23 protein-coding genes are annotated in these 23,881 nt (G+C 58.1%); 13 read left to right on the plus strand and 10 right to left on the minus strand.

Annotation, left to right across the window (positions count from 1 at the left end):
* Positions 1-11: 11 nt before the first annotated feature.
* Positions 12-785, minus strand: coding sequence for a zinc transporter ZupT (gene zupT, locus DFO52_RS12660; protein WP_024906487.1), 774 nt, complete (start codon positions 783-785; stop codon positions 12-14).
* 196 nt (positions 786-981) lie between these two features.
* On the opposite strand from zupT, the gene ygiD reads away from it, so the two are divergent.
* On the plus strand, positions 982-1,770 hold the full coding sequence (ygiD, locus tag DFO52_RS12665; protein ID WP_047646362.1) for a 4,5-DOPA dioxygenase extradiol: 789 nt from the start codon (positions 982-984) through the stop codon (positions 1,768-1,770).
* 92 nt (positions 1,771-1,862) lie between these two features.
* Here ygiD and DFO52_RS12670 read toward each other — a convergent pair whose 3' ends face one another.
* The 3 genes from DFO52_RS12670 to tolC form a co-directional block, all read right to left on the minus strand.
* Positions 1,863-3,023: a glutathionylspermidine synthase family protein gene (locus DFO52_RS12670; protein WP_133550499.1), complete on the minus strand. Its 1,161-nt coding sequence runs from the start codon at positions 3,021-3,023 to the stop codon at positions 1,863-1,865.
* A 2-nt stretch (positions 3,024-3,025) separates the two neighbouring features.
* Positions 3,026-3,694, minus strand: coding sequence for a DUF1190 family protein (locus tag DFO52_RS12675; RefSeq protein WP_029740695.1), 669 nt, complete (start codon positions 3,692-3,694; stop codon positions 3,026-3,028).
* Positions 3,695-3,884: 190 nt separating this feature from the next.
* On the minus strand, positions 3,885-5,363 hold the full coding sequence (gene tolC, locus DFO52_RS12680) for an outer membrane channel protein TolC (protein ID WP_133550500.1): 1,479 nt from the start codon (positions 5,361-5,363) through the stop codon (positions 3,885-3,887).
* Positions 5,364-5,567: 204 nt separating this feature from the next.
* Here tolC and nudF point away from each other — a divergent pair, with 204 nt between their 5' ends.
* The 5 genes from nudF to parE are packed head-to-tail and all read left to right on the plus strand — an operon-like array spanning position 5,568 to position 9,976.
* Positions 5,568-6,200: an ADP-ribose diphosphatase gene (nudF, locus tag DFO52_RS12685; protein ID WP_023333429.1), complete on the plus strand. Its 633-nt coding sequence runs from the start codon at positions 5,568-5,570 to the stop codon at positions 6,198-6,200.
* Positions 6,197-6,619 carry a DUF1249 family protein gene (locus DFO52_RS12690; protein ID WP_003862516.1) on the plus strand — a complete coding sequence of 141 codons (423 nt, stop codon included), beginning with the start codon at positions 6,197-6,199 and terminating at the stop codon, positions 6,617-6,619. Before nudF ends, DFO52_RS12690 begins: the two co-directional genes overlap by 4 nt.
* 27 nt (positions 6,620-6,646) lie before the next feature.
* Positions 6,647-7,474, plus strand: coding sequence for a 3',5'-cyclic-AMP phosphodiesterase (gene cpdA, locus DFO52_RS12695; RefSeq protein WP_029740697.1), 828 nt, complete (start codon positions 6,647-6,649; stop codon positions 7,472-7,474).
* Positions 7,474-8,055: an esterase YqiA gene (gene yqiA, locus DFO52_RS12700; protein WP_008502976.1), complete on the plus strand. Its 582-nt coding sequence runs from the start codon at positions 7,474-7,476 to the stop codon at positions 8,053-8,055. The genes cpdA and yqiA overlap by 1 nt, the downstream gene beginning before the upstream one ends.
* Before the next feature lie 28 nt (positions 8,056-8,083).
* On the plus strand, positions 8,084-9,976 hold the full coding sequence (parE, locus tag DFO52_RS12705) for a DNA topoisomerase IV subunit B (protein ID WP_029740698.1): 1,893 nt from the start codon (positions 8,084-8,086) through the stop codon (positions 9,974-9,976).
* Between the two features lie 83 nt (positions 9,977-10,059).
* On the opposite strand, the gene DFO52_RS12710 is transcribed toward parE, so the two are convergent.
* Positions 10,060-12,201 carry a TonB-dependent siderophore receptor gene (locus DFO52_RS12710; protein ID WP_133550501.1) on the minus strand — a complete coding sequence of 714 codons (2,142 nt, stop codon included), beginning with the start codon at positions 12,199-12,201 and terminating at the stop codon, positions 10,060-10,062.
* Positions 12,202-12,587: 386 nt separating this feature from the next.
* Here DFO52_RS12710 and DFO52_RS12715 point away from each other — a divergent pair, with 386 nt between their 5' ends.
* From DFO52_RS12715 to DFO52_RS12735, 5 genes are read left to right on the plus strand one after another with little or no spacing between them, the layout of a single operon-like run.
* The gene (locus tag DFO52_RS12715; protein ID WP_133550502.1) at positions 12,588-13,400 is read left to right on the plus strand and encodes an ABC transporter ATP-binding protein; all 813 of its coding nucleotides are present in this window, start codon (positions 12,588-12,590) and stop codon (positions 13,398-13,400) included.
* On the plus strand, positions 13,397-14,380 hold the full coding sequence (locus DFO52_RS12720) for an iron ABC transporter permease (protein ID WP_063439520.1): 984 nt from the start codon (positions 13,397-13,399) through the stop codon (positions 14,378-14,380). The genes DFO52_RS12715 and DFO52_RS12720 overlap by 4 nt, the downstream gene beginning before the upstream one ends.
* The gene (locus DFO52_RS12725; protein WP_133550503.1) at positions 14,377-15,417 is read left to right on the plus strand and encodes an iron ABC transporter permease; all 1,041 of its coding nucleotides are present in this window, start codon (positions 14,377-14,379) and stop codon (positions 15,415-15,417) included. The genes DFO52_RS12720 and DFO52_RS12725 overlap by 4 nt, the downstream gene beginning before the upstream one ends.
* 9 nt (positions 15,418-15,426) lie before the next feature.
* Positions 15,427-16,377, plus strand: a complete 951-nt coding sequence (locus DFO52_RS12730; RefSeq protein ID WP_045356063.1) for an iron-siderophore ABC transporter substrate-binding protein — start codon at positions 15,427-15,429, stop codon at positions 16,375-16,377.
* Positions 16,374-17,261, plus strand: coding sequence for a MurR/RpiR family transcriptional regulator (locus DFO52_RS12735; protein WP_023309195.1), 888 nt, complete (start codon positions 16,374-16,376; stop codon positions 17,259-17,261). Before DFO52_RS12730 ends, DFO52_RS12735 begins: the two co-directional genes overlap by 4 nt.
* A gap of 17 nt (positions 17,262-17,278) precedes the next feature.
* Here DFO52_RS12735 and lysM read toward each other — a convergent pair whose 3' ends face one another.
* From lysM to qseB, 5 genes are all read right to left on the minus strand, one after another.
* Positions 17,279-17,719, minus strand: a complete 441-nt coding sequence (gene lysM, locus DFO52_RS12740) for a peptidoglycan-binding protein LysM (RefSeq protein ID WP_023309194.1) — start codon at positions 17,717-17,719, stop codon at positions 17,279-17,281.
* Between the two features lie 141 nt (positions 17,720-17,860).
* A complete protein-coding gene (locus DFO52_RS12745) occupies positions 17,861-18,175 on the minus strand; it encodes a putative quinol monooxygenase (RefSeq protein WP_133550504.1) in 315 nt (104 codons plus the stop codon).
* Positions 18,176-18,206: 31 nt separating this feature from the next.
* Complete coding sequence (locus tag DFO52_RS12750; protein ID WP_023333418.1) at positions 18,207-18,788, minus strand: NAD(P)H-dependent oxidoreductase; 582 nt, start codon at positions 18,786-18,788, stop codon at positions 18,207-18,209.
* A gap of 104 nt (positions 18,789-18,892) precedes the next feature.
* Positions 18,893-20,242 carry a quorum sensing histidine kinase QseC gene (gene qseC / locus DFO52_RS12755; RefSeq protein WP_133550505.1) on the minus strand — a complete coding sequence of 450 codons (1,350 nt, stop codon included), beginning with the start codon at positions 20,240-20,242 and terminating at the stop codon, positions 18,893-18,895.
* On the minus strand, positions 20,239-20,898 hold the full coding sequence (qseB, locus tag DFO52_RS12760; RefSeq protein WP_029740705.1) for a quorum sensing response regulator transcription factor QseB: 660 nt from the start codon (positions 20,896-20,898) through the stop codon (positions 20,239-20,241). The genes qseC and qseB overlap by 4 nt, the downstream gene beginning before the upstream one ends.
* Before the next feature lie 139 nt (positions 20,899-21,037).
* Here qseB and DFO52_RS12765 point away from each other — a divergent pair, with 139 nt between their 5' ends.
* Complete coding sequence (locus tag DFO52_RS12765; RefSeq protein ID WP_121932331.1) at positions 21,038-21,445, plus strand: NirD/YgiW/YdeI family stress tolerance protein; 408 nt, start codon at positions 21,038-21,040, stop codon at positions 21,443-21,445.
* Positions 21,446-21,563: 118 nt separating this feature from the next.
* Complete coding sequence (gene parC / locus DFO52_RS12770; protein ID WP_032659942.1) at positions 21,564-23,822, plus strand: DNA topoisomerase IV subunit A; 2,259 nt, start codon at positions 21,564-21,566, stop codon at positions 23,820-23,822.
* Positions 23,823-23,881 lie beyond the last annotated feature (59 nt).

Raw genomic sequence — 23,881 nt, forward strand, 5'->3', positions numbered from 1 at the left:
CCCGGCGTTTTTTACCCGATTCCTGCGGTCTGCAGGAGAACCAGACTTAATCCCATCACCGACATTCCGCACAGCACGCCATAGCTGGGGTTGTTGTTAGGATCGATCTCCTTCGCCAGCGGCATCAGTTCATCCACCGAAAGCGCAACCATTATCCCGGCTACCGCGGCCATAATCGCCGCCATCACTACCGGAGAGACGAGGCTACCAAGGATCAGCCAGGCCAGTACGCCGCCAAGGATTTCGGCCATCCCTGAAATGCCCGCCCAGAACACCGCGGTGCGTTTCGATCCCGTTGCGGCATACACGGGGCCGGCGACGGCCAGTCCTTCAGGAATATTGTGTAAGGCGACCGCCAGCGCGATGCCAAAGCCCATCTCAAGATTGCTGCTGGCCGTCACGTAGGTAGCGACCCCCTCCGGGAAGTTATGCAGGCTGATGCCAAGCGTTAACAGCACGGCGGTACGCTTGATATTGCGCGGCATGGGCGTCACGTTTTTCTGCATTAAATCCTGCGGATGCGCGTGCGGAAGCATCCGATCGAGGGCAAAGTATCCCAGCAGGCCAAAGACAAACATGCCGTAGCCCAGCAGCGGAGACATGCCTTCTGTGCCCAGCGCGGCAGGCAGCATCTCCATCAGGGAGATGAGCAGCATGATCCCGGCAGCAAAGCCCAGTGAGAAGGCCAGTACGCGGTTAGAGGGCTTTTGGCCGAGCACGCCGAGGATCGCACCGATGAATGTCGCGGCGCCTGCCAGTATGGTCAGGATCAGGGGGACTGACATGCATTGCTCCTTATGATAATGATTCTCATTAATATAAATGATTCATTTCTGGCAAAGCGAGGGTTAAAACCTGGCTTTACACATTCCTTACATTCAAATTTCCTGATGATGATCTTCACGCTTATCTGCGTTCATCTTTGCCGGATTGCGCGTAATGTAGCACCATTAAATTGACACCTTCTGTAAGGATATCACCATGACTTCTTCCCGTATGCCAGCCCTGTTTTTAGGCCACGGTAGCCCTATGAACGTTCTGGAAGACAACGTCTATACCCGCGCCTGGCGTCATCTGGGCGAGACGTTGCCGCGTCCGAAAGCGATCGTGGTGGTATCTGCGCACTGGTTTACCCGTGGGACAGGCGTGACCGCCATGGAAGCGCCAAAAACTATTCATGATTTCGGCGGCTTCCCGCAGGCCCTGTACGACACGCATTATCCGGCCCCCGGCTCGCCTGAGCTGGCTCAAAAGCTGGTAGAGTTACTGGCACCCGTCTCTGTGACGCTGGATAAAGAAGCCTGGGGCTTTGACCATGGCTCATGGGGCGTGCTGATCAAAATGTATCCTGATGCGGATATCCCGATGGTGCAGTTGAGCATCGACAGCACTAAACCGGCGGCCTGGCATCTGGAGATGGGGCGTAAGCTGGCAACCCTGCGCGATGAAGGCATCATGCTGGTGGCGAGCGGCAACGTGGTGCATAACCTGCGTACCGCACGCTGGCACGGTGAGAACACGCCGTACCCGTGGGCAACCTCTTTTAACGACTACGTTAAAGCGAACCTGACCTGGCAAGGTCCGGCTGAGGAGCATCCGCTGGTGAACTATCTGGATCACGAAGGCGGTTCACTCTCTAACCCGACGCCGGAACACTTCCTGCCGCTGCTGTACGTTCTTGGCGCGTGGGATGGTCAGGAACCGGTGACGATCCCGGTCGACGGTATTGAGATGGGGAGTTTGAGTATGCTGTCGGTGCAGGTGGGATAATAAAAGCAAAACGGCAACCTCAGGTTGCCGTTTTTAGTGTTTGCACCCTCTCCCTGTGGGAAAGGGGCGGGGTGAGGGCATCAGGCTGCGGCCTATTCGACAAAAATGTGCGGATAAAACCGTGACAGATCCTGCGTGATCAGCGCGCGATCTTCGCGAATGCCAATCCCGGCCGGTTGATCGTTGATGAGCCAGCTGCCAATCAGGGTATAGCTGTCGCCAAACTTCGGCAGCTGATAGAACTCCTGGACGATCATCCCTTCTTCGCCGTATGGCCCTTCAACCGCTTCCAGCGTCTTGCCGTTTTCGATAATCGAGACGTTTGCGCCTTCTCGGGAGAAGATCGGCTTAACGACGTATTTCTCCATTTGCGGGTAATCATCTTCCGCAAAATAGGCTGGCAGCAGGTTCGGGTGGTTCGGGAACATCTCCCAGAGCATCGGCAGCAGGGCTTTGTTAGAGATAATGCTCTTCCAGGCCGGCTCCAGCCAGCGCACGCCAGCATCTTCCAGCTTGGTGGAAAACATCTCGCGCAGCATGTATTCCCACGGGTAGAGCTTGAACAGGTTGCTGATCACCTGGTCCTGCATATCCGTAAACTGACCTTTTTCACCCAGGCCGATATCCTCGATATAGAGGAACTCGGTCGCCACTTCCGCTTCGGCGGCGCAGTCCTGCAGATACTGAACCGTGCCACGGTCTTCTTCCGTGTCGCGGCAGCAGGCGAGATGGAGCAGGTTAAAGCCATGCTGTTCGCGCAGCTCGGCAAAACGCTCAATCAGCTTTTCCTGCAGGCTGTTAAACTGGTCGCTGCCTTCCGGCAGGTTTCCGGCATTGGCCTGGTCTTCCAGCCAGATCCACTGGAAAAACGCCGCTTCGTACAGAGAGGTTGGCGTATCGGCGTTGTTTTCCAGAAGCTTCGGTTCACGTTTGCCGTCCCACGCCAGATCCAGGCGAGAGTAAAGCGAAGGTTGATTCGTTTTCCACGACTGGCGCACAAAGCCCCAGGTGTGCTTCGGAATGCGGAACTTTGCCATAAGCTCGTCGCTGTCGATGACCTTTTCCACGACCTTCAGGCACATCTGGTGCAGCTCGGCCGTCACCTCTTCCAGTTTTTCCACCTGAGCCAGCGTGAGCTTGTAATAGGCGTCTTCACACCAGTATGGCTCGCCGTACATGGTGTGGAAGTTAAAACCGTACTCGGTGGCTTTTTCGCGCCAGTCCGGGCGCTCGGTGATACTGACTCGTTCCATGATCAGCCGCCCATTGAGCGAGTAGAGGAGGTGCCGGTCGCACTGCGCTGCATGCTGGTCTGCTTCGCCACAGATTCACCAAACCCGCCGCGGGTGATAGTGCTGGTGGTCGCTGGCTTCGGCGCCATCGCCGTTTTCGGAACGTTCACGGTGCGGCCTGGGGTCGCTGCGCCGTAGCCTTTGCCGCTGGCATCGGTATATTGACCGTAAGCCGGGCTGGCCGGGTTTTTCGAGCTAAACAGCGGCTGCTGCTGGTAGCCCGCACCGCCGCCCATCAGGCGACCCATCATGTAGCCTGCCATCAGCGGCATCCAGAAGCTGCCGCTGGACTGCGCCTGCGCCTGATTTTCAGGAGCGGTGCCTGCCTGAGCCGGTGCCTGCTGGCACTGACCTTCACCAAACTCCGCCACGCAGTCTTCGCGTGAGGCATATTTCGGTGCAGTACGTTCCGCTTCTTTCAGCGCGCTCGTATAAGCCGTTTTACATTCGGCGGCTTTGCCGGTTGCGGCGGAGCAGTCGTCTGCGTTTTGATACAGCGAAACCGTTTCGTCATTTTTCTCACAGCCTGCCAGCATAAAGACAGCCGTGACCGCCAGCGCAACAGGGGTGAGGTGACGCGCGTTCCAGCTCTTACGGAACGAAGCGTGATTTATAGATTTTGTCCGTTTCATCTTTGTCTTCCAGGACCCAGTGGTAATAACGCTCAGGATAGAGGATGAGTGGTTGAAAATGAAGCGAAGAGGGGCGGAATCAGGGGGATCTTTACGTTGGCTTACGTTCGGATGTGATTCAGATGCGCCCTCTCCCTGTGGGAGAGGGGCGGGGTGAGGGCATCAGGCCGCAGTGGACCTGATGACACTCTTAGTTACGGAACGGATTATTGCCTTTGCTGGCAGGTGCGGTGGTACGCGCGGCGGCCGGCTGTGACGCAGGGGTGTTGCTGTTAGCGTTGAAGTTATCAACCGCGGCAACCTGCTCCGGGTTCTCCGGTGCAACGCTGTCCGGTGAAGTGGATACCGGTTTGCCCAGCGCGCTGTTCAGCATCTGCAGATCTTGCTCGTTCAGCGTACCCAGAGCCTGTTTAATGTTCAGCTGGTTAATCAGGTACTGGTAACGCGCGCTCGAGAGCTGCTGTTTCGCGTTGTACAGCGTGGTGGTCGCGTCGAGCACGTCAACGATAGTACGTGTACCGACCGAGTAGCCCGCTTCCATCGCATCCAGAGAGCTCTGCGCAGACACAACGGCCTGTTTATAGGCGTTGATGCTGCTGATCGAGGCGTTCACGTTGTTGAAGGAGGAACGCACGGTCTGCACCACGTTGCGGTGGGCGCTTTCCAGCTGCTCGCTCGCGCCTACAAAGTTGTACTGCGCCTGTTTCACCTGAGAGTTGACCTGACCGCCCTGGTACAGCGGCAGGGAGAAGCTCAGACCGACTTTGTTCTGACCCATATTGCTGTCGTCATACTGGGACGTATTGGTTTTAGAGCCGCTGTAGGTCGTATCAGAGACGCCGGTAGACGCGCTCAGGCTCAGGGTTGGCAGATGGCCGTCCTGCGCCTGACGAATTTGCTCGCGGGCCAGGTCCTGGCTCAGACGCGCCTGCAGCAAACTCAGGTTGCGGTTTTCCGCCTCTTTCAGCAGGGCGTTAACGGCCTGCGGTTTATCCGTTTTAAAGCTGTCCACGTTCAGCGACGCCAGCTCAGGATAGTAATTCCCGGTGACCTGACGCAGGGATTCCAGCGCGTTGTCGAGGTTGTTACGCGCGGTCACTTCGTTAGCCAGCACGGTGTCGTACTGTGAACGGGCGTTCTGCACGTCGGTGATCGCGACCAGGCCCACGTTGAAGCGCTGGGTGGTTTGATCTAACTGGCGGTAAATCGCCTGTTTCTGCGCTTCGGTGTAGGAGAGTGCGTCAATCGCGCTCAGCACGTTGAAGTACGCCGTGGCGGTGTTCAGGATCAGCGTCTGCTGGTCGGTCTGATAGGTCACATCCTGGATACCCGCACTCTTTTCCTGCAGGGTCAGGGCGCGCCATTTGGACATATCAAACAGCGTCTGTGTCAATTGCAGTGAGGCGCTGGTAGCATTGGAATTTACGCCGTTAGCGTCGCGGAAACCGTTGCTGTAGGTATAATCTGCACCTAAACCTAACTGTGGCAGCAAGGGGCTACGCGCTTCGTTAATCTTTTCAAACGCAGCATCACGATCGGCCGCTGATTTACGTAAATCAGGGTTGCCCAGACGTGCCTGCTGGTAGACCTGTAACAGGTTTTCCGCCTGGCTCATTGCACTGAAGCCCGTCAGGCTCAGGCCGATAAGGATGGGGAGCAATTTCTTCATTTGCATTCCTTGTTGTGAAGCAGTATTAGCGCTGATCTAATTAAAAAATAATTGCCGATTCTAACAGAATCTTCCATACCAAAAGGTTGGCGTAACGTGCCATCTGGCGGTAATTTGCACCAATCTACCATATAGCCTTACAAACGGCAGCCAAACAGCCTTGAAATTCACAATTTCATCACCATTGCTACCAGGACTCGACTCATGCAGAAACCAGAAAAGTTGCCCGTGACATTCGCCAAAAACGATGTAGAAATTATTGCACGAGAAACGCTTTATAGCGGTTTTTTTTCAATGGATCTTTACCGTTTCAGGCATCGCCTGTTTAACGGAGAAATGAGCGGCGAAATCAGACGCGAAATTTTTGAGCGCGGGCATGCGGCAGTCTTGCTACCCTTTGACCCAGTGCGTGACGAAGTTGTGCTGGTGGAGCAGATTCGCATTGCCGCTTATGACGTGAGCGAGAGCCCGTGGCTGCTGGAGATGGTGGCCGGGATGATCGAAGAAGGTGAGTCGGTTGAAGACGTCGCCCGGCGCGAGGCGCTGGAGGAGGCGGGGCTGGTGGTAGGCCGCACCAAACCGGTGCTGAGCTATCTGGCAAGCCCGGGGGGCACCAGCGAGCGCTTGTCCATTATGGTGGGCGAAGTGGACGCCACGACGGCGGAAGGGATCCACGGTCTGGCTGATGAAAACGAAGATATTCGGGTTCATGTGGTAAGCCGGGAACAGGCTTATCAGTGGGTAGAAGAGGGGAAAATCGACAACGCAGCGTCTGTCATCGCCCTGCAATGGCTACAGCTGCATTATCAGACATTACGAAACGAGTGGAAAAAATGAAGCGCTATACGCCTGACTTCCCAGAAATGATGCGCCTGTGCGAAACCAATTTCGCACAGCTGCGCCGCCTGCTGCCGCGAAACGACGCACCCGGCGAAACGGTAAGCTATCAGGTGAGCAACGCGCAGTATCGGTTAACGATAACAGAATCAACGCGCTACACTACGCTGGTGGAGATTGAGCAAACGGCCCCGAGCATTAGCTACTGGAGCCTGCCGTCGATGACGGTGCGCCTCTATCACGACGCGATGGTCGCTGAAGTGTGTTCAAGCCAGCAGATCTTTCGCTTCAAGGCGCGGTATGATTACCCGAATAAAAAGTTGCATCAACGCGACGAAAAGCATCAAATTAACCAGTTTTTAGCCGACTGGCTAAGATATTGTTTAGCACATGGAGCAATGGCGATTCCGGTTTGTTAGCGTCATAAACCTACCTAAGGACACCATTTGGAAAGCCTGTTGAACCTGACTGTTGCTGGTGGGGCGCCAGTCAGGATATTACAAATCACCGATACCCACCTTTTTGCCGAAAAGCATGAGACGCTACTGGGGGTCAACACCTGGGAGAGTTATCAGGCGGTGCTTAGCGCCATTCACGCTGAAAACCGTGCATGCGATCTGATTGTCGCAACGGGCGATCTGGCGCAGGATCAGTCCTCCGCGGCCTACCAGCATTTTGCTGAAGGCATCGCGAGCTTTAGCGTGCCTTGCGTCTGGCTGCCGGGAAACCATGACTTCCAGCCTGCCATGTTCAGTTCTCTTCAGGATGCGGGGATTTCTCCGGCGAAATGTGTTTTTGCGGGTGAACAGTGGCAAATCCTGCTGCTGGACAGCCAGGTATTTGGCGTCCCGCACGGTGAGTTAAGCGAGTTTCAGCTCGACTGGCTTGAGACCAAACTGGCTGCTGAACCTGAACGCCACACGCTGCTGTTGCTTCATCATCATCCTCTGCCGGCGGGCTGCAGCTGGCTCGATCAGCACAGTCTGCGCAACTCCGCGGCGCTGGATCGCGTGCTGGCGAAGTTCCCACGGGTGAAAAATCTGCTGTGTGGGCATATTCATCAGGAACAGGATCTCGACTGGAACGGACGCCGAATGCTGGCGACGCCGTCGACCTGCGTTCAGTTTAAGCCGCACTGCGCCAACTTTACCCTGGACACCATCGCGCCGGGCTGGCGCTGGCTGGAACTGCATGCCGACGGCACGCTGACTACGGAAGTCTGCCGTTTGACCGGTGCAAAATTCCGCCCGGATACCGCTTCAGAAGGCTATTGATGTCTACGCTCCTTTATCTGCACGGATTCAACAGCTCGCCGCGCTCCGCAAAAGCGACACAGTTTCGCCAGTGGCTGAGCGAGCATCACCCCGACGTTGAGATGATTATCCCGCAGCTGCCGCCTTACCCGGCAGAGGCCGCGGAGATGCTGGAATCTATCGTGCTTGCGCACGGCGGCGAAACCTTCGGTGTGGTCGGTTCATCCCTGGGCGGGTATTACGCTACCTGGCTCTCACAATGCTTCATGCTGCCCGCCGTTGTGGTTAATCCGGCGGTTCGGCCATTTGAGCTGCTGAGGGACTTTCTTGGCGAAAACGAGAACCCCTACACCGGCCAGCAATATGTGCTAGAGTCACGCCATATTTACGATCTCAAAGTTATGCAGGTCGACCCGCTTGAGGCGCCGGATCTCATCTGGCTGCTGCAACAGACGGGTGATGAAGTGCTGGATTACCGCCAGGCAGTGGCGTATTACGCCTCCTGCCGCCAGACTATAGAAGAGGGCGGAAACCATGCTTTCACGGGCTTTGAGAATCATTTCACCCAGATTGTCGATTTTCTTGGACTGCACAGCCACTGACAATCAATGCGAATTGCTAGTTTAAATCATGACGCAAACCTATAACGCTGATGCCATTGAGGTCCTCACCGGGCTTGAGCCGGTTCGCCGCCGCCCGGGGATGTACACCGATACGACGCGCCCAAACCATCTGGGCCAGGAAGTTATTGATAACAGTGTGGACGAAGCGCTGGCGGGCCATGCCAAACGCGTCGACGTTATCCTGCACGCCGATCAGTCGCTGGAAGTCATCGACGACGGGCGCGGCATGCCGGTGGATATCCACCCGGAAGAGGGCGTGCCTGCCGTTGAGCTGATCCTCTGTCGTCTGCACGCGGGCGGTAAGTTCTCAAACAAGAACTACCAGTTCTCCGGTGGTCTGCACGGCGTGGGCATTTCCGTCGTGAACGCCTTGTCCAAACGCGTGGAAGTGAACGTTCGTCGCGACGGTCAGGTCTATAACATCGCGTTTGAAAATGGCGATAAGGTGCAGGATCTGCAGGTTGTCGGCACGTGCGGCAAACGCAATACCGGCACCAGCGTCCACTTCTGGCCTGACGAAAGCTTCTTCGACAGCCCGCGCTTTTCCGTTTCTCGCCTGACGCACCTGCTGAAAGCCAAAGCGGTGCTGTGTCCGGGCGTGGAAATCACCTTTACCGATCACGTTAACAATACCGCACAAACCTGGTGCTACGCCGACGGTCTGAACGACTACCTGTGCGAAGCGGTAAACGGCCTGCCAACGCTGCCGGAAAAACCGTTTGTCGGTAACTTTAGCGGCGATACCGAAGCCGTGGACTGGGCGCTGCTGTGGCTACCGGAAGGCGGCGAGCTGCTGACCGAAAGCTACGTTAACCTGATCCCAACCATGCTTGGCGGTACCCACGTCAACGGCCTGCGTCAGGGGCTGCTGGACGCGATGCGCGAGTTCTGCGAATACCGCAATATCCTGCCGCGCGGCGTGAAGCTGTCGGCGGAAGATATCTGGGATCGCTGCGCCTACGTGCTCTCCGTGAAGATGCAGGATCCGCAGTTTGCCGGTCAGACCAAAGAGCGCCTGTCGTCACGTCAGTGCGCGGCGTTCGTCTCCGGCGTGGTGAAAGATGCGTTTACCCTGTGGCTGAACCAGAACGTTCAGGCGGCAGAGATGCTGGCCGAAATGGCGATTTCCAGCGCCCAGCGTCGTCTGCGCGCCGCGAAGAAGGTGGTGCGTAAAAAGCTGACCAGCGGCCCTGCGCTGCCGGGCAAGCTGGCGGACTGTACCGCACAGGATCTCAACCGTACCGAGCTGTTCCTCGTGGAAGGGGACTCGGCGGGCGGATCGGCCAAGCAGGCGCGCGATCGTGAATATCAGGCGATCATGCCGCTCAAGGGTAAGATCCTGAATACCTGGGAGGTCTCTTCTGATGAAGTGCTGGCCTCGCAGGAAGTGCACGATATCTCGGTCGCGATCGGCATCGATCCGGACAGCGACGATCTGAGCCAGCTGCGCTACGGCAAGATCTGTATCCTCGCGGATGCGGACTCCGACGGTCTGCACATCGCCACGCTGCTGTGCGCGCTGTTCGTGAAGCATTTCAAAACGCTGGTGAAAAACGGTCACGTCCACGTGGCGCTGCCGCCGCTGTACCGTATCGACCTCGGCAAAGAGGTTTACTACGCGCTGACGGAAGAAGAGAAAGCGGGCGTGCTGGAACAGCTGAAGCGCAAGAAGGGCAAACCGAACGTGCAGCGCTTTAAAGGGCTGGGCGAGATGAACCCGATGCAGCTTCGCGAAACGACGCTGGATCCGAACACGCGCCGTCTGGTGCAGCTGACGATCAGCGACGAAGACGAACAGCAAACCAACGCCATGATGGATATGCTCCTTGCCAAGAAACGTTCGGAAGACCGACGTAACTGGCTGCAGGAGAAAGGCGATATGGCGGATATCGAGGCCTGATGCCCTCACCCTAACCCTCTCCCACAGGGAGAGGGAATGGATCGTAGGCCCGGTAAGTGCTAGCGCCACCGGGCTTTTTTATGTCAAAACTCCATCTTCACCGTAAACTGCACTTCGCGAGGATCGCCAATCTGGTTGCCCAGGTTGTTGGTCGCAATGGACGACGTGTAGTAGGTTTTATCAAACAGGTTTTTCACGTTCACCTGCAGCGTCACCGGATACTGTAGCTTCATCTTATACGCCGCAAACGCATCCGCCACGAAATAGCCCGGCAGATAATAATCCGCACCGTTGGTTGCGGAACGGCGGCTTACGCCGTGCCCGCCGCCGCCCAGCGTCAGGGTATTCCCGGCAAACGCATTGTGAATATCGTAGGTCAGGAACAGGGAGCCGGTATGGCGCGGCACGTTCGGCAGCGGTTTGCCCGCATAGTCCGGGTCTTCCAGCACCTTCGCGTCGGTATAGCCGTAGCTGGCGATAATGTTGGTGTTCTCGGTCAATGACCCGGCGAGATCCACTTCCACGCCCTGCGAGCGCACGCGGCCCGCGGTTTTGGCGACGGTTTCATCACCCACGCTCTCGGTGTACAGCACGTTGCGCTTGTGGATATCAAACAGCGCAATATTGGCGGTAATGCCGTCGAACAGGTCAAACTTAGCGCCTATTTCATACGCGTTTGACGTTTCCGGCGGCAGGTCGCCAATGTAGCTCGCAATGGACGACTGCGGCATAAACGTCTGGGAATAGTTAGCAAACAGCGAGACCGCCGGAGTGAGCTTATAAACAAGACCCAGCTTCGGCGTCCACTGGTCGTCGCGGCTGTCGGTGTTCACGTTAAACGGACGGCCTTTCCCCGCGTACTGGGTGTAATACTGATAGCGCATTCCGGCGACGGCGATCCACTTATCGGTCAGGTACAGCGCGTCCTGCGCGTAGGCGGAGTAGCTCTCCTGCTTGATGGTTTGATCGCTGTCGGATGCCGAGACGGTGGTGCACTTGCCGAGGCTGCCGTAGCTCGGGTTGTAAATATTAAAATCCTTAACGTTCTTACAGCGGATCATATCCGTACGCAGCAGATCGTAATTCTCATACGACACGCCGGTCAGGATCTCATTGTAATAGCCCGCGATGTCCACGTTTCCCTGCAGATCCGCTCGCGTCGTGTGCATACGCTGGGTCGAGCCCTGGGTCGCATCCACGCGGCGGGTCAGGTTGCCGGTTTTAGAATCGTAGGCCATCACGCGGGCCTGGTTATCGCTGTATTTATCCTGGCTGTAGCTGTAGTCGAACTTCGCGGTCCACTGGCTGTTGAGGCGATACTCCGCGTTGAGCTGAGCGAGATCGGACTGGCCGTCGGTCACGTTAAACGGTTCGTCGAAGCGGGTTTTGCGATCGACGTCGACGGCTTTTTTAGTGTTGAGATCGAAGATAGTTCCGCGATCGAACGGCGTTTTATAGTCGCGATGCGAATAGAGCACGGTCACGGTGGCATCGTCGCCGAACCAGGTGAGCGACGGAGCGATAAAGGTGCTGCGTTCGGTGCCGAAATTGCGCCAGTAATCCTCGTCCTGATATTCGCCCGTCAGGCGATACGCCAGGCGCGTGCCGTCAATCGGGCCGGTAACATCGATCTGTCCGGTGCTGCCGCCAAAGCTGGAAGAGGTAGCGGAAAGGGAACCGCCGAAGGTTTTCTCCGGGCGTTTGGTGACGACGTTAATCAGGCCGCCCGGATCGAGAATGCCATAGAGCGTGGAGGCCGGGCCTTTCAGCACCTCCACGCGCTCGGTTGCGGCATTAAAGCTGCGCGGCAGTACGGTGCGCAGGCCGTTAGTCATGATCGAGCCGTCGCGGTTCGCGCCAAACCCGCGGCGCACGAAGGCATCCTGCGTACCGCCCAGGGTGTTGGTCTGCACCACGTTGCTGACGTTATAGAGCGCTTCATCCAGCGTGGTGGCATGCTGATCCTCAAGCACTTTATCGCTGACGGTATTGACCACCTGCGGGATGTCCAGCATCGGCATGTTGGTTAACGTCGCGGTGGAGGTATTCAACGGCTGATAGCCATTCGTTGCCTCCGCCGTCGTATTTGGATCGGCGGTGACGGTAAGCGTTTCGCCGTCTGTAGCCGCGGTGTTATCTGCTGCCTGCACCAGCGGCGCCATAAACAGCAGTGAAAAGAGCGCGCGCCCTTTTACCCCAGAGAGTGAAGGTGTGAACGTAGCCATTACATCTGTTATCCCGAAATATCCCGCGAATGACGTTTCGCGGAAAAATGTGTGAGTCATTGCCCTTTACGGTCTGTCCGTTAGCCACGGCGAGCATCGGACATGTAATTGAGAATCATTCAATCATGCGCCAATGTAGTAGTAAATGGAAAAAAGAAAAAATCGGCTACAGCGTATAACCGGGCGTATAAGCGCAGCGGGATAATGATTAACTTATTGAAATAAATGTTTTTGAAAGCCGTTCCGTGTTCATTTTCTCTCAGGCTTACCCCTGGTTTTATCAGGGTGTTTCTTCTCTTGACTACTACATGGCGCAGCGTCAAACTCTCAAAAGAGAATGATTTTTATTTATATTTGTTGCGCTTTTTTATTACGTTGGCATTCACGTGGCTCACAACACAAAAAAACCGGGACTGGTTCTGGAGAACCTCTCTGCGGGCTATCAGAAAAAAATCATCGTTGATGATATCTCCCTTGCCATCCCACAGCAGAAAATAACCGTTCTGGTGGGTGCGAACGGCTGCGGAAAATCCACGCTGCTAAGCACCATTGCGCGTTTGCTTCAGCCGCTTGGCGGCGCGGCAGTTCTCGACGGCAAGGCGATCCACGAGCAGCCGACCAAAGCCGTTGCCCGCGAGCTGGGTATCCTGCCGCAGTCTCCGCTGCTCCCGGAAGGGTTGACCGTATTTGAGCTGGTCTCGCGCGGGCGTTTTCCCTGGCAGAACTTTATGCGCCAGTGGAGCGACGAGGACGAGCTGGCGGTGGAAGAGGCCCTGCGCCTGACCGGCACGGCGGAGTTTGCCCATATGCCGGTGGAAAGCTTGTCCGGCGGCCAGCGTCAGCGCTGCTGGATCGCCATGGCGCTGGCGCAGCAAACGCCGTATATCCTGCTTGACGAGCCCACGACATTTCTCGATCTCCGCTATCAGGTGGAGATCCTGGAACTGCTGCACACCCTGACCCGCCAGCACGGGCGTACCGTGGTGGTGGTGCTGCACGATCTCAACTTTGCCGTGAACTACGGCGATTCGCTGGTCTTTTTACGCCAGGGAAAAGTTGAAGGCGTATTGCATGAGGGCGATGCCTGCACGCCGGAGCTGATCAAAGCGGTGTTTGATGTCGACGTGCATATGTCCATAAACCCGTTGACCGACAAGCCGTTCTTTATGCCGTTTCGCCAGGGCACCGTTCAGCCATGATGCGCTCCTCTCTGGCCTTCCCGATCTTCGCATTGCTGCTGGCGCTGGGCGCGATTATGCACTTGGGCATCGGCGCACGCTTCATCGCCCCGCAGACGGTGGTGGAGGCATTCTTCCATTTCGATCCGCGCAATTTCGACCATAACGTCATTATCAAATTAAGACTGCTGCGCCTCTGCGCCGCGATGGTGACGGGCGCCGCCCTCGGCGTGGCGGGCGTGCTGCTGCAGTCCGTGATCCGCAACCCGCTCGGCGAGCCGCATATTCTGGGGCTCAACGCCGGGGCCGCGCTGGCGGTAGTGATTACCAGCGCGCTTGGGCTGTCGCTGCCGTTTGGTCGCCCGCTCGTTGCCGCCGCCGGTGCCGCCGCGCTGTTTTTGCTGGTGCTGATGTTCTCCTCGTCCGGTCGCACCGGGCTTACGCCGATGAAGGTCACGCTGTGCGGCGTGGCGATGTCGGCGTTTGCCTCGTCGATTACCGCCGCGGTGTTAATTCTCGATGAACAGACGCTGCTCGCCATGCGCACCTGGCTGGCAGGGGACCTGGCCGGGATCAACGTGCAGACGCTCCGGAGCGCCCTTTGGGCTGCAGCAGCCGGTTTTGTTCTCGCCATCGGGCTGTCGCCCTCGCTCAACATGCTGGCGCTGGGAGACCGAATGGCGCAGGGGCTTGGCGTGTCGCTGCTGAAAACCCGCCTGCTCGCCCTTCTGGCCATCGCGCTGCTCTGCGGCGCGGCCGTCTCTATCGCCGGGCCGATTGGCTTTATCGGCCTGGTCGTGCCGCAGCTCATTCGCCGTCTGGTGTCGGTCGATTTACGCGTGATGGTGCCGCTGTCTGCTCTGTGTGGCGCGCTGGTTCTGCTGCTGGCGGATATCGCCGCCCGCACGCTTTTTACGCCCTGGGAGCTGGCAACCGGCATTATGACGGCCCTGGTCGGCGCGCCCGTGTTCATCTTTATGGCATCGAGGATGTTCAAATGAACCGGGCCGGATTCCGCGCGATCCGAATTGGCCGCCTATCGGCGCTGGTTCGCCCGCGGGCGCTGGCGTGCCTGACCCTTTTAGCGCTGGTGGCGCTAAGCCTGCTGGGCTTTGGCCTGACGCACGGTTCTCTGCCTGTTCCCACCTCCGCCATCGGGCGCGCGCTGTTTTCTCCTGAGAGCCTGACGGCGGAGACGCGCTACATCGTGATGGATATCCGCCTGCCGCGCCTGCTGATGGCGGTGCTGTGCGGCGCGATGCTCGGCATGGCGGGGGCGGCAATGCAGTCCATCACCCGCAATGGTCTGGCCGATCCCGGGCTTATCGGCGTGAAGGAGGGCTGTAGCGCGGCGGTACTGCTGCTGATTTTTCAGTTCCCGGCGCTGGGCCTGGCCTGGCGTCCGCTGGTCGGCATGGCCGGCGGGCTGCTTACCGCGCTGTTAGTTATCGGCCTGGCGCGCGATATCTCGCGCCCGCGATTCATCCTGATCGGCATCGGCGTTTCATGGGCCTTTGCCGCGGCAATGGGCGTCTTTATGACCACGGCGGACGTGCGCGACGTGCAGACGGCGATGCTGTGGCTGGCGGGAAGCCTGCATGCGGCAAACTGGATGCTGGTGGGGTTGGCCGCTCTCTGGGCGGCCCCCGCGTTTGCGCTGCTGCTGTTTACCGCGCGGGCCGCGGACGTGGCGTTGCTTGGCAATCAGGCCGCCGCGGGCCTTGGCGTACGCACAACCCGGCTGGCGCTGCTGCGGGTTCTCGCCCCGGTGGTGCTGACGGCGGCCTGCGTCTCGTGCGTGGGCAGTATAGGTTTCGTGGGGTTGATTGCCCCGCATATGGCGCGCCTGCTGCTGCGCGGTGGGCAAACCGCGCTCCTGACGGGAAGCGCCGTGCTGGGCGCGCTGCTGGTGCTGCTGGCGGATAACGTCGGACGTCTGGCATTCCTCCCGCTGCAGCTGCCGGCGGGAATTGTGATTTCATTGATTGGCGGACCGTTTTTCCTGCTGCTGCTCTGGCAGCGTCGGGACAGATTTTAGGGGACTAGGATGCGCGTACTATTTTCGATGCTGTTGCTGGTGGGGTTCGCGGTGGGTGCGGCGGAGCCGACGCAGACGTTTACTGACGATCTGAACCGAAAAGTGGTGGTGCCGGTTCATCCGAAACGGATTGTCTCTTTACACGATCTGGATATCACCATTCCGCTGATTGAGCTTGGCGTACCGCCGGTGGCAAGCCATGGCCGCACGCGGCCGGACGGCAGCCACTTTCTGCGCTCCAGCGGCATGTTGACCGGCGTCGACTTCGATAATTCCGACATTAAATTTATCGGCACGGCCGATATCGACATTGAAGCCATCGCCGCCGCAAAGCCTGACCTCATCGTTACCGAGCCGACCCGCAACACCCCGGTGGAACAGCTGGCGAAAATTGCCCCGACGGTGAGCATCGATCATCTCGACGGCGGTGCGCCGGAGATCTACCGCAAGCTGGCTCAGCTGACGGGAACGCAGGCGCGGCTTAAGGTTCTGGAGCGGCGCTATCAGGAGCAGATTAAGGCGCTGAAGGCGACTATTGATACCCGCAAGGTGACCGTGTCCGTGATTCAGGCGAATCAGGGAAAGATTAACGCCATGCACAGCTACCACTCGCTGGGCCGCGTGCTGCGCGACGCCGGGTTCACCTTCCCGCCGCTGATTGAATCTATTCCGGAAGGGGGGCGGATTGACGTCAGCGCCGAGCGTCTGCCTGAGCTGGATGCCGATTTCGTCTTCGCTACCTGGCGTGGGGATACGGGCGGGAAACCGCAGGACGAGCTGGCGGCGATGGATGCGGTCATGCCGGGCTGGTGTCAGTTCCTGAATGCCTGCCGAACCGGGCACTACGTGCTGATCTCGCGTGAAGAGGCCATCTCGAATTCGTACGCCTCGTTAGGGCTGATGGCCGCGCAGGTACAGTCGCAGATTGCCGGGCGTCCGCTGCCGGAGGCGACACGGTGATCCGCAAAGAGAAAGGGCGCGTGGATGTCTATGGCGACCGCTTTCGCGCGCGTGCGCATCAGCTGACGCCGCGTCTGCTGCAGGTTGCACGCTATATTCATGACAACCGCGAAGCGGTGATGGAACAGACCGCAATGGAGATCGCGACGCTGTTGAAAACCTCAGATGCCACGGTGGTCCGCGCCATTCAGGCGCTGGGTTTCGCCGGGCTGCGCGATCTCAAGCAAACGCTGGAGCAGTGGTTTGGTCCGGTGGTCACCTCCAGCGAAAAGATGTCAACCACGGTGAATACGCTCGCCAGCGACGTCAACGCGAGCATTGATTTCGTGCTGGAGGGGCATCAACACACCTGCGAGGTGTTATCCGAGCCCCACAACCGCTACGCGATGGCGCAGGCGGTCTCTCTGCTGGCGCAGGCGAGGCAGGTCGCCATATTTGGCATTGGCGCCTCCGGCATTCTGGCCGAGTACACCGCCAGGCTGTTCAGTCGTATGGGGTTACCCGCCACGCCGCTTAACCGTACCGGGATAGGGCTTGCCGAGCAGCTGATTGCGCTTCAGCGCGGCGACGTGCTGGTGATGATGGCGCAGAAATCCGCGCACAGGGAGGGGCAAACCACGCTGCGTGAAGCAAAACGTCTGGGCATTCCCACCATCCTGTTGACCAATGCCCTAGACTCACGCTTCAGCAAGGAAGCCAGCGTGGTGATCCACGTTCCGCGCGGCGGCGAAAAAGGCAAAATCCCGCTCCACGGCACGGTGCTGCTGTGTCTGGAGATGATTATTTTATCCGTGGCCTCCACCGAGCCGCAGCGCACTATCAAGTCGATGAAGCGCATCAACGAGTTACATCGTGGGTTAAAACCGGGGAAGAAAAGCAGCTGATTTCCCCGGCTCGCGGATCACGCTTTAGGAATACGCAGCGTCTGGCCAGGATAGATTTTATCCGGGCTGGAGAGCATCGGGCGGTTAGCCTCAAAAATCTTATTGTACTTGTTGGCATCGCCGTACACGGTTTTGGAGATAGCGCTCAGGGTATCGCCGGATTTCACCGTGTAGTAGGTGGCTTCATCTTTGGCATCGGTCGCGGTGATGTTGTTCTCCACCTCGCTGACGCCCGCGATGTTCCCGACGGCGACCTGGATTTTTTCTTTCTGCTCCTGGGTCAGCCCGTCACCCGTCACGCTGGCTTTGCCGTCGGTAACGTTAACCTGAACCTTATCTGAACCGGGAATATTGAGTTTTTTGAGATGCTCGGTGATTTTGTCACTCTGGCCTTTATGATCGGTCAGGTTATCCCATAGCTTTTCGCCTGCTTCTTTCACGAAGTTAAAAAGACCCATTCCATCCTCCTGTTAATCATGAAGTCAGAATAAGCATAGCAGTTGAGTTTTAAGCTGATAAAAAACCCGGTAGCGCTGACGCTCACCGGGCCTGAGTCTGTTCGCCCTCTCCCTGTGGGAGAGGGCGGGATGAGGGGAAACTTAAACCCCTTGCTCCAGAATGCGGATGTGGGTTTCCAGCACGTCACTCTTCACCGCGTCGCTCCACGCTTTCATGTGAGGGGTCTGCAGGTGCGCTTCAAGGTGAGCGACGGTTTCCCACTGCTCAACCATGATGATTGAGTCTGGCGCGGTCGCCTGGAAGCTGGCGTCAGTGGCGGCATCGACCATTGGCGCGTAGCCGTGGCAGCCTTCTTCTTTCAGTACGGTCGGGATAATTTTCACGAACTGATCCAGCACCGCCTGACGGTGATGTTGACCTGGACGAGTACGGATTTCTGCGATTACGGTAAGCATGTTTACTACTCCTTTAATTCCAGGCTACCAGTTAAGCAAAAATTTCCGCGAGATGCTTGCGATATTCTGCGATATAGCTCGGGACGTCAGGCATTTTAATCACGTCGTTGACGATAAAGGTCGGCAGCGGATCCATGCCCAGGAACTGGTTAGCCTTGTGGAACGGCAGGTACGCGCCGTCGACGCCCACGCCTTCGAAGAACTGATCTTTATCGGTGAAGGCTTCCAGCGGGGCGTTCCAGGTCAGCGAGAGCATATATTTTTTGCCCTGAATCAGGCCGCCCGAGCCGTATTTTTTGGAGGCGTCAGAGCGGGTGCGGCCATCGCTGGCATACAGCGAACCGTGACCTTCGGTGAACACGTCGTCCATGTATTTTTTTACGGTCCACGGCGCGCCCATCCACCAGCCTGGCATCTGCCAGATCACCACGTCAGCCCACAGGAAGTTCTGCACTTCGGCCTTCACGTCATAATTGCTGTCTGCACGCACGACCTTAACATCATGCCCGGCGTCGCGCAGGAAACCGTCCGCGACCTCGGTCAGGGTGTCATTCAGCTGGCCTTTAGAGTGCGCAAATTCTTTTGCACCGTTGATAATCAGAATGTTGCTCATTATTTGTCCTCGATGATGAGAGTATGGCGAGTATTCTACGCGCGAGGACGGTGCGGTAAAATGAGCAAAATGTGCAAAGTCTTTTGCATTAAACGCAATAATCCCTACCAGCTGACCTTCGCTTCAAAACCGCCTTCAGGGGCATTGCTCAGCGAAACGCGCATCCCGTGCAGGGCGGCGACGCGTTTGACGATGGATAATCCCAGACCGCTGCCCGTCGCATCCTGACCCGGCGGACGATAAAAGCGCTCGCCGATGCGCGCCAGCGCGTCAGGTGAAATGCCTGGGCCGTTGTCGCGCACGGTAAAGCCACGCGCGTCCAGCGTCACGTCCACCGTACTGCCGCGCGGGCTGTAGCGAATCGCGTTATCCAGCAGGTTGCGCACCAGCAGGCTCAGGAGCAGCTGCTGGCCCGTGCGTGTAACCTCTGGTGCATGGATGTTCAGGCGAATATCAATGCCCGCCTGCTGCGCCGGATGCCAGATATCCAGCACGGCCGACTGCAGTAAGTCGGCCAGGGGAATCGGTTCGACATCGTCAAGGTTATCCAGCGAATCCAGGCGCGACAGCGTGAGGAGTTGATCCACCAGCCGGGAGGCGCGGTCGATACCCGCATGTAGCTGCGAAAGGGCTTTGGACTGCGCCTCGGGATCGTCCTGGTACAGCTGCGCCACGTCAGTTTGCACCTTCAGGGCCGCCAGCGGGCTGCGCAGCTCGTGGGCGGCATCGGACGTAAAGCGACGCTCGCGGGTCATCATCTCCTGGGTGCGCGCGAAGAGATGGTTCAGCGCGTCGAGCAGGGGGCGAACTTCCGCCGGGAGCCCCTCCGTCGGCAGGTTATCGGTAGCATCCGGCGAGCGGGAGCGCAGGGTCTTCGCCAGCTTTTTCAGCGGCTTCAGTTCACGGCTCAACAGCAGGATCAGCAACAGCAGCATTACAGGCAGCGCCACCAGCCAGGGGGTCAGCTGCGAGCTGACCACGTCCAGCGCCATCTCCTGGCGGTACTCCCACTCCTGGCCGACCACCACGCGGTACTTTCCGTCGGGTGAGGTCAGCCATAAAAAACGCCACTCGTCGTTGTCGCCCTGCAGCTGCCCGTTATCGAACCCGTCGCGGCGATAGTGGTACGGAATATCGCGTCCGTTTTCACCGTCGTTGAGGAGCATTTTGCCGTCGACGGCGTAAATGGCGAAAGCCAGCGCGTCGTCGTCCAGACGACCGTGCTTCACTTTTTTAGGGATGTCACGCATGCGTTCGGGAGCGCGGATCTCGTCCAGATCCATCGTCAGCAGCCGTTTAGCAAACAGCATCTGCTGGGTATCGAACAGCTTGTCGAGCTTGTGGGTCGTCTGCTGCCAGGCGACCAGGCTGGCGGCAAACCAGGCCGTCAGAGAGAGCAGCAGGAAGAGAAGCGTCAGGCGCAGCTTCAGGCTAAGGCGTTGCGTCAGCTTCATGCGTCACCCAGGGTGTAGCCGATGCCGTGCACGGTGCGGATAAACTCGCTCCCAAGCTTGCGGCGCAGATGATGGACGTGAACCTCGATGGCATTGCTGGAGACGTCGTCGTCCCAGGTATAGAGTTTTTCCTCGATCATCTTTCGCGGCAGCACCCGACCGGCGTTACGCATTAACAGCTCCAGCAGCGCGAACTCTTTCGGCTTGAGCGTCAGCGGCTCACCGTTCAGCGTGGCGACGAGACGGGTCGGATCGAGCGTGACCTTCCCGTGACGCAGTTCGCTACGCGCCTGGCCGTGGCTGCGGCGGACCAGCGCCTCGAGGCGGGCACCCACTTCTATGAGCGCGAACGGCTTACAGAGATAATCATCCGCGCCCAGACGCAGCCCCTCGACGCGCTGGTTCAGCGCATCCCGTGCCGTCAGAATCAGTACCGGCTCGCTGCGTCCGCTCTCGCGCCACGCGCGCAGGATGTCCAGACCGTCAATTTCCGGCAGCGTCAGATCCAGCACCACGGCATCATAGGGCGCAGAGGAGAGCGCGGCCTGACCGGTTTTACCGTCGGTAAACCAGTCCACGCTAAAGCCCATTTTGCTTAACCCCGCCTTGATACCGTCGCCGATTAACCTGTCGTCTTCTACCAGTAAAATGCGCATGTTCCCTCCTTGATGCCGTCAGTAAACCCTCTGTAAGCGCCTGCTGTACAGCAATAATAATTAAATTTTTCCCTTAAGAAGTTGTTAAGGATTACCCTGTTAAATGGATTGCGAAACGACATTAAAGGGAGAGATGAAGATGAAAAAATTCGCTGCAATTGCTGCCATCATGATGATGACCACCGCGCCGGTCTTTGCTGCTCAGGGCGGTTTTACTGGCCCATCGGCCACACAGACACAGACCCAGACGCAAACTCAGCAGGGCGGTTTTGTCGATAACAACGCTAACCTCACCACCGCGGCAAAAGTGAAAGACCTGAAGGACGATGCCTGGGTGAAGCTGCGCGGGAACATTACCGAGCGCCTGTCCGATGACCGCTACACCTTCCGCGATGAGTCCGGCACGGTCGTAGTTGAGATTGACCACAAGCGCTGGAACGGCGTGACCGTCACTCCGCAGGATAAAGTTGAACTGCAGGGTAAAGTCGATAAAGACTGGAACGAGTTTGAAATCGACGTGAAGCAGGTTATTAAGCTGGACAAATAACCCGAAAAGGGCCGCCTGTGCGGCCCTTTTTCTTTGTGACTCAATTCATCAGATGAGGTAGTATCTGCGGCAATATTGCCTGAAACCCTTCGGTTTCTGAGTTGAGGAATCACACGTAATGAGCGATATGGCAGAGCGCCTCGCGCTACATGAATTCACGGAAAACGCCTACCTGAACTACTCCATGTACGTCATCATGGACAGGGCGTTGCCGTTTATCGGGGATGGCCTGAAGCCCGTTCAGCGCCGCATCGTCTATGCGATGTCCGAACTGGGGCTGAACGCCACCGCCAAGTTTAAGAAATCCGCCCGTACCGTCGGTGACGTACTGGGTAAATACCATCCGCACGGCGACAGCGCCTGTTATGAAGCGATGGTGCTGATGGCGCAGCCGTTCTCTTACCGCTACCCGCTGGTGGACGGGCAGGGGAACTGGGGTGCGCCGGACGATCCGAAATCCTTCGCGGCGATGCGTTATACCGAATCCCGTCTCTCTAAATATGCCGAAGTGCTGCTGGGCGAGCTGGGTCAGGGAACCGTGGACTGGGTGCCAAACTTCGACGGTACGATGCAGGAGCCGAAGATGCTGCCTGCGCGTCTGCCGAACATCCTGCTGAACGGTACCACCGGTATCGCCGTCGGTATGGCGACGGACATTCCGCCGCACAACCTGCGTGAAGTGGCGAAAGCCGCCATTACCCTCATCGAGCAGCCGAAAGCGACGCTCGACGAGCTGCTGGATATCGTGCAGGGGCCAGATTTCCCGACCGAAGCTGAGATCATCACCTCGCGCGCGGAAATCCGCAAAATCTACCAGAACGGTCGCGGCTCCGTGCGCATGCGCGCGGTGTGGAATAAAGAGGACGGCGCCGTGGTGATCACCGCGCTGCCGCATCAGGTTTCCGGTGCCAAAGTGCTGGAGCAGATCGCCTCCCAGATGCGCAATAAAAAGCTGCCGATGGTGGACGACCTGCGCGACGAATCGGATCACGAGAACCCGACCCGCCTGGTGATCGTGCCGCGTTCCAACCGCGTGGACATGGAGCAGGTGATGAACCACCTGTTCGCTACCACCGATCTGGAAAAAAGCTACCGCATCAACCTGAACATGATTGGCCTCGACGGACGCCCGGCGGTGAAAAACCTGCTGGAGATCCTCACCGAATGGCTGACCTTCCGCCGCGATACTGTCCGTCGTCGTCTGAACCATCGTCTGGAGAAAGTGCTTAAGCGCCTTCATATCCTTGAAGGTTTGCTGGTGGCGTTCCTCAATATCGACGAAGTGATTGAGATCATCCGTACCGAGGACGAGCCGAAGCCGGCGCTGATGTCGCGCTTTGGCATCAGCGAAACCCAGGCCGAAGCGATCCTCGAACTGAAGCTGCGCCATCTCGCCAAACTGGAAGAGATGAAGATCCGCGGCGAGCAGAACGAGCTGGAAAAAGAGCGCGATCAGCTGCAGGCGATCCTCGCGTCCGAGCGCAAGATGAACACCCTGCTGAAGAAAGAGCTGCAGGCCGATGCAGACGCCTTCGGCGACGACCGTCGTTCTCCGCTGCACGAGCGCGAAGAAGCGAAGGCGATGAACGAGCACGACATGCAGCCGTCCGAGCCGGTCACCATTGTTCTGTCGCAGAGCGGCTGGGTGCGTAGCGCCAAAGGCCACGATATCGACGCGCCGGGGCTGAGCTACAAAGCGGGCGACAGCTTCAAAGCGGCGGTGAAAGGCAAGAGCAACCAGCCGGTGGCGTTTATCGATTCCACCGGCCGCAGCTACGCCATCGACCCGATCACGCTGCCTTCCGCGCGCGGGCAGGGCGAGCCGCTCACCGGCAAGCTGACGCTGCCGCCGGGGGCGACGGTTGACCATATGCTGATGGAAGCCGATGACCAGAAGCTGCTGCTGGCGTCCGATGCGGGCTACGGCTTTATCTGTACCTTTAACGACCTGGTCTCCCGTAACCGTGCCGGTAAGGCGCTGATAAGCCTGCCGGACAACGCCCACGTGATGGCGCCGCTGGTGATTGAGAACGAAAGCGACATGCTGCTGGCGATCACTACCGCCGGACGTATGCTGATGTTCCCGGTCAGCGATCTGCCGGAGCTGTCTAAAGGCAAGGGTAACAAGATCATCAACATCCCGTCGGCGGAAGCCGCGAAAGGCGAAGATGGCCTGGCGCACCTCTTCCTCCTGCCGCCGCAGAGCACGCTGACCATTCACGTCGGCAAGCGTAAGATCAAGCTTCGTCCGGAAGAGCTGCAGAAAGTGGTGGGTGAGCGCGGTCGCCGCGGCTCGCTGATGCGCGGCCTGCAGCGCATCGACCGCGTGGAGATTGACTCTCCTGCACGCAGCGCTGCGGGTGACAGCGAAGAGTAATGTCGTGATATCCCCCTCTGCCCGGAGGGGGAGTTTCAATAAAATTTCCCGTAAAATCG

Source organism: Enterobacter sp. AG326, assembly GCF_004362415.1.
GTDB classification, from domain to species: Bacteria; Pseudomonadota; Gammaproteobacteria; order Enterobacterales; family Enterobacteriaceae; genus Enterobacter; species Enterobacter asburiae.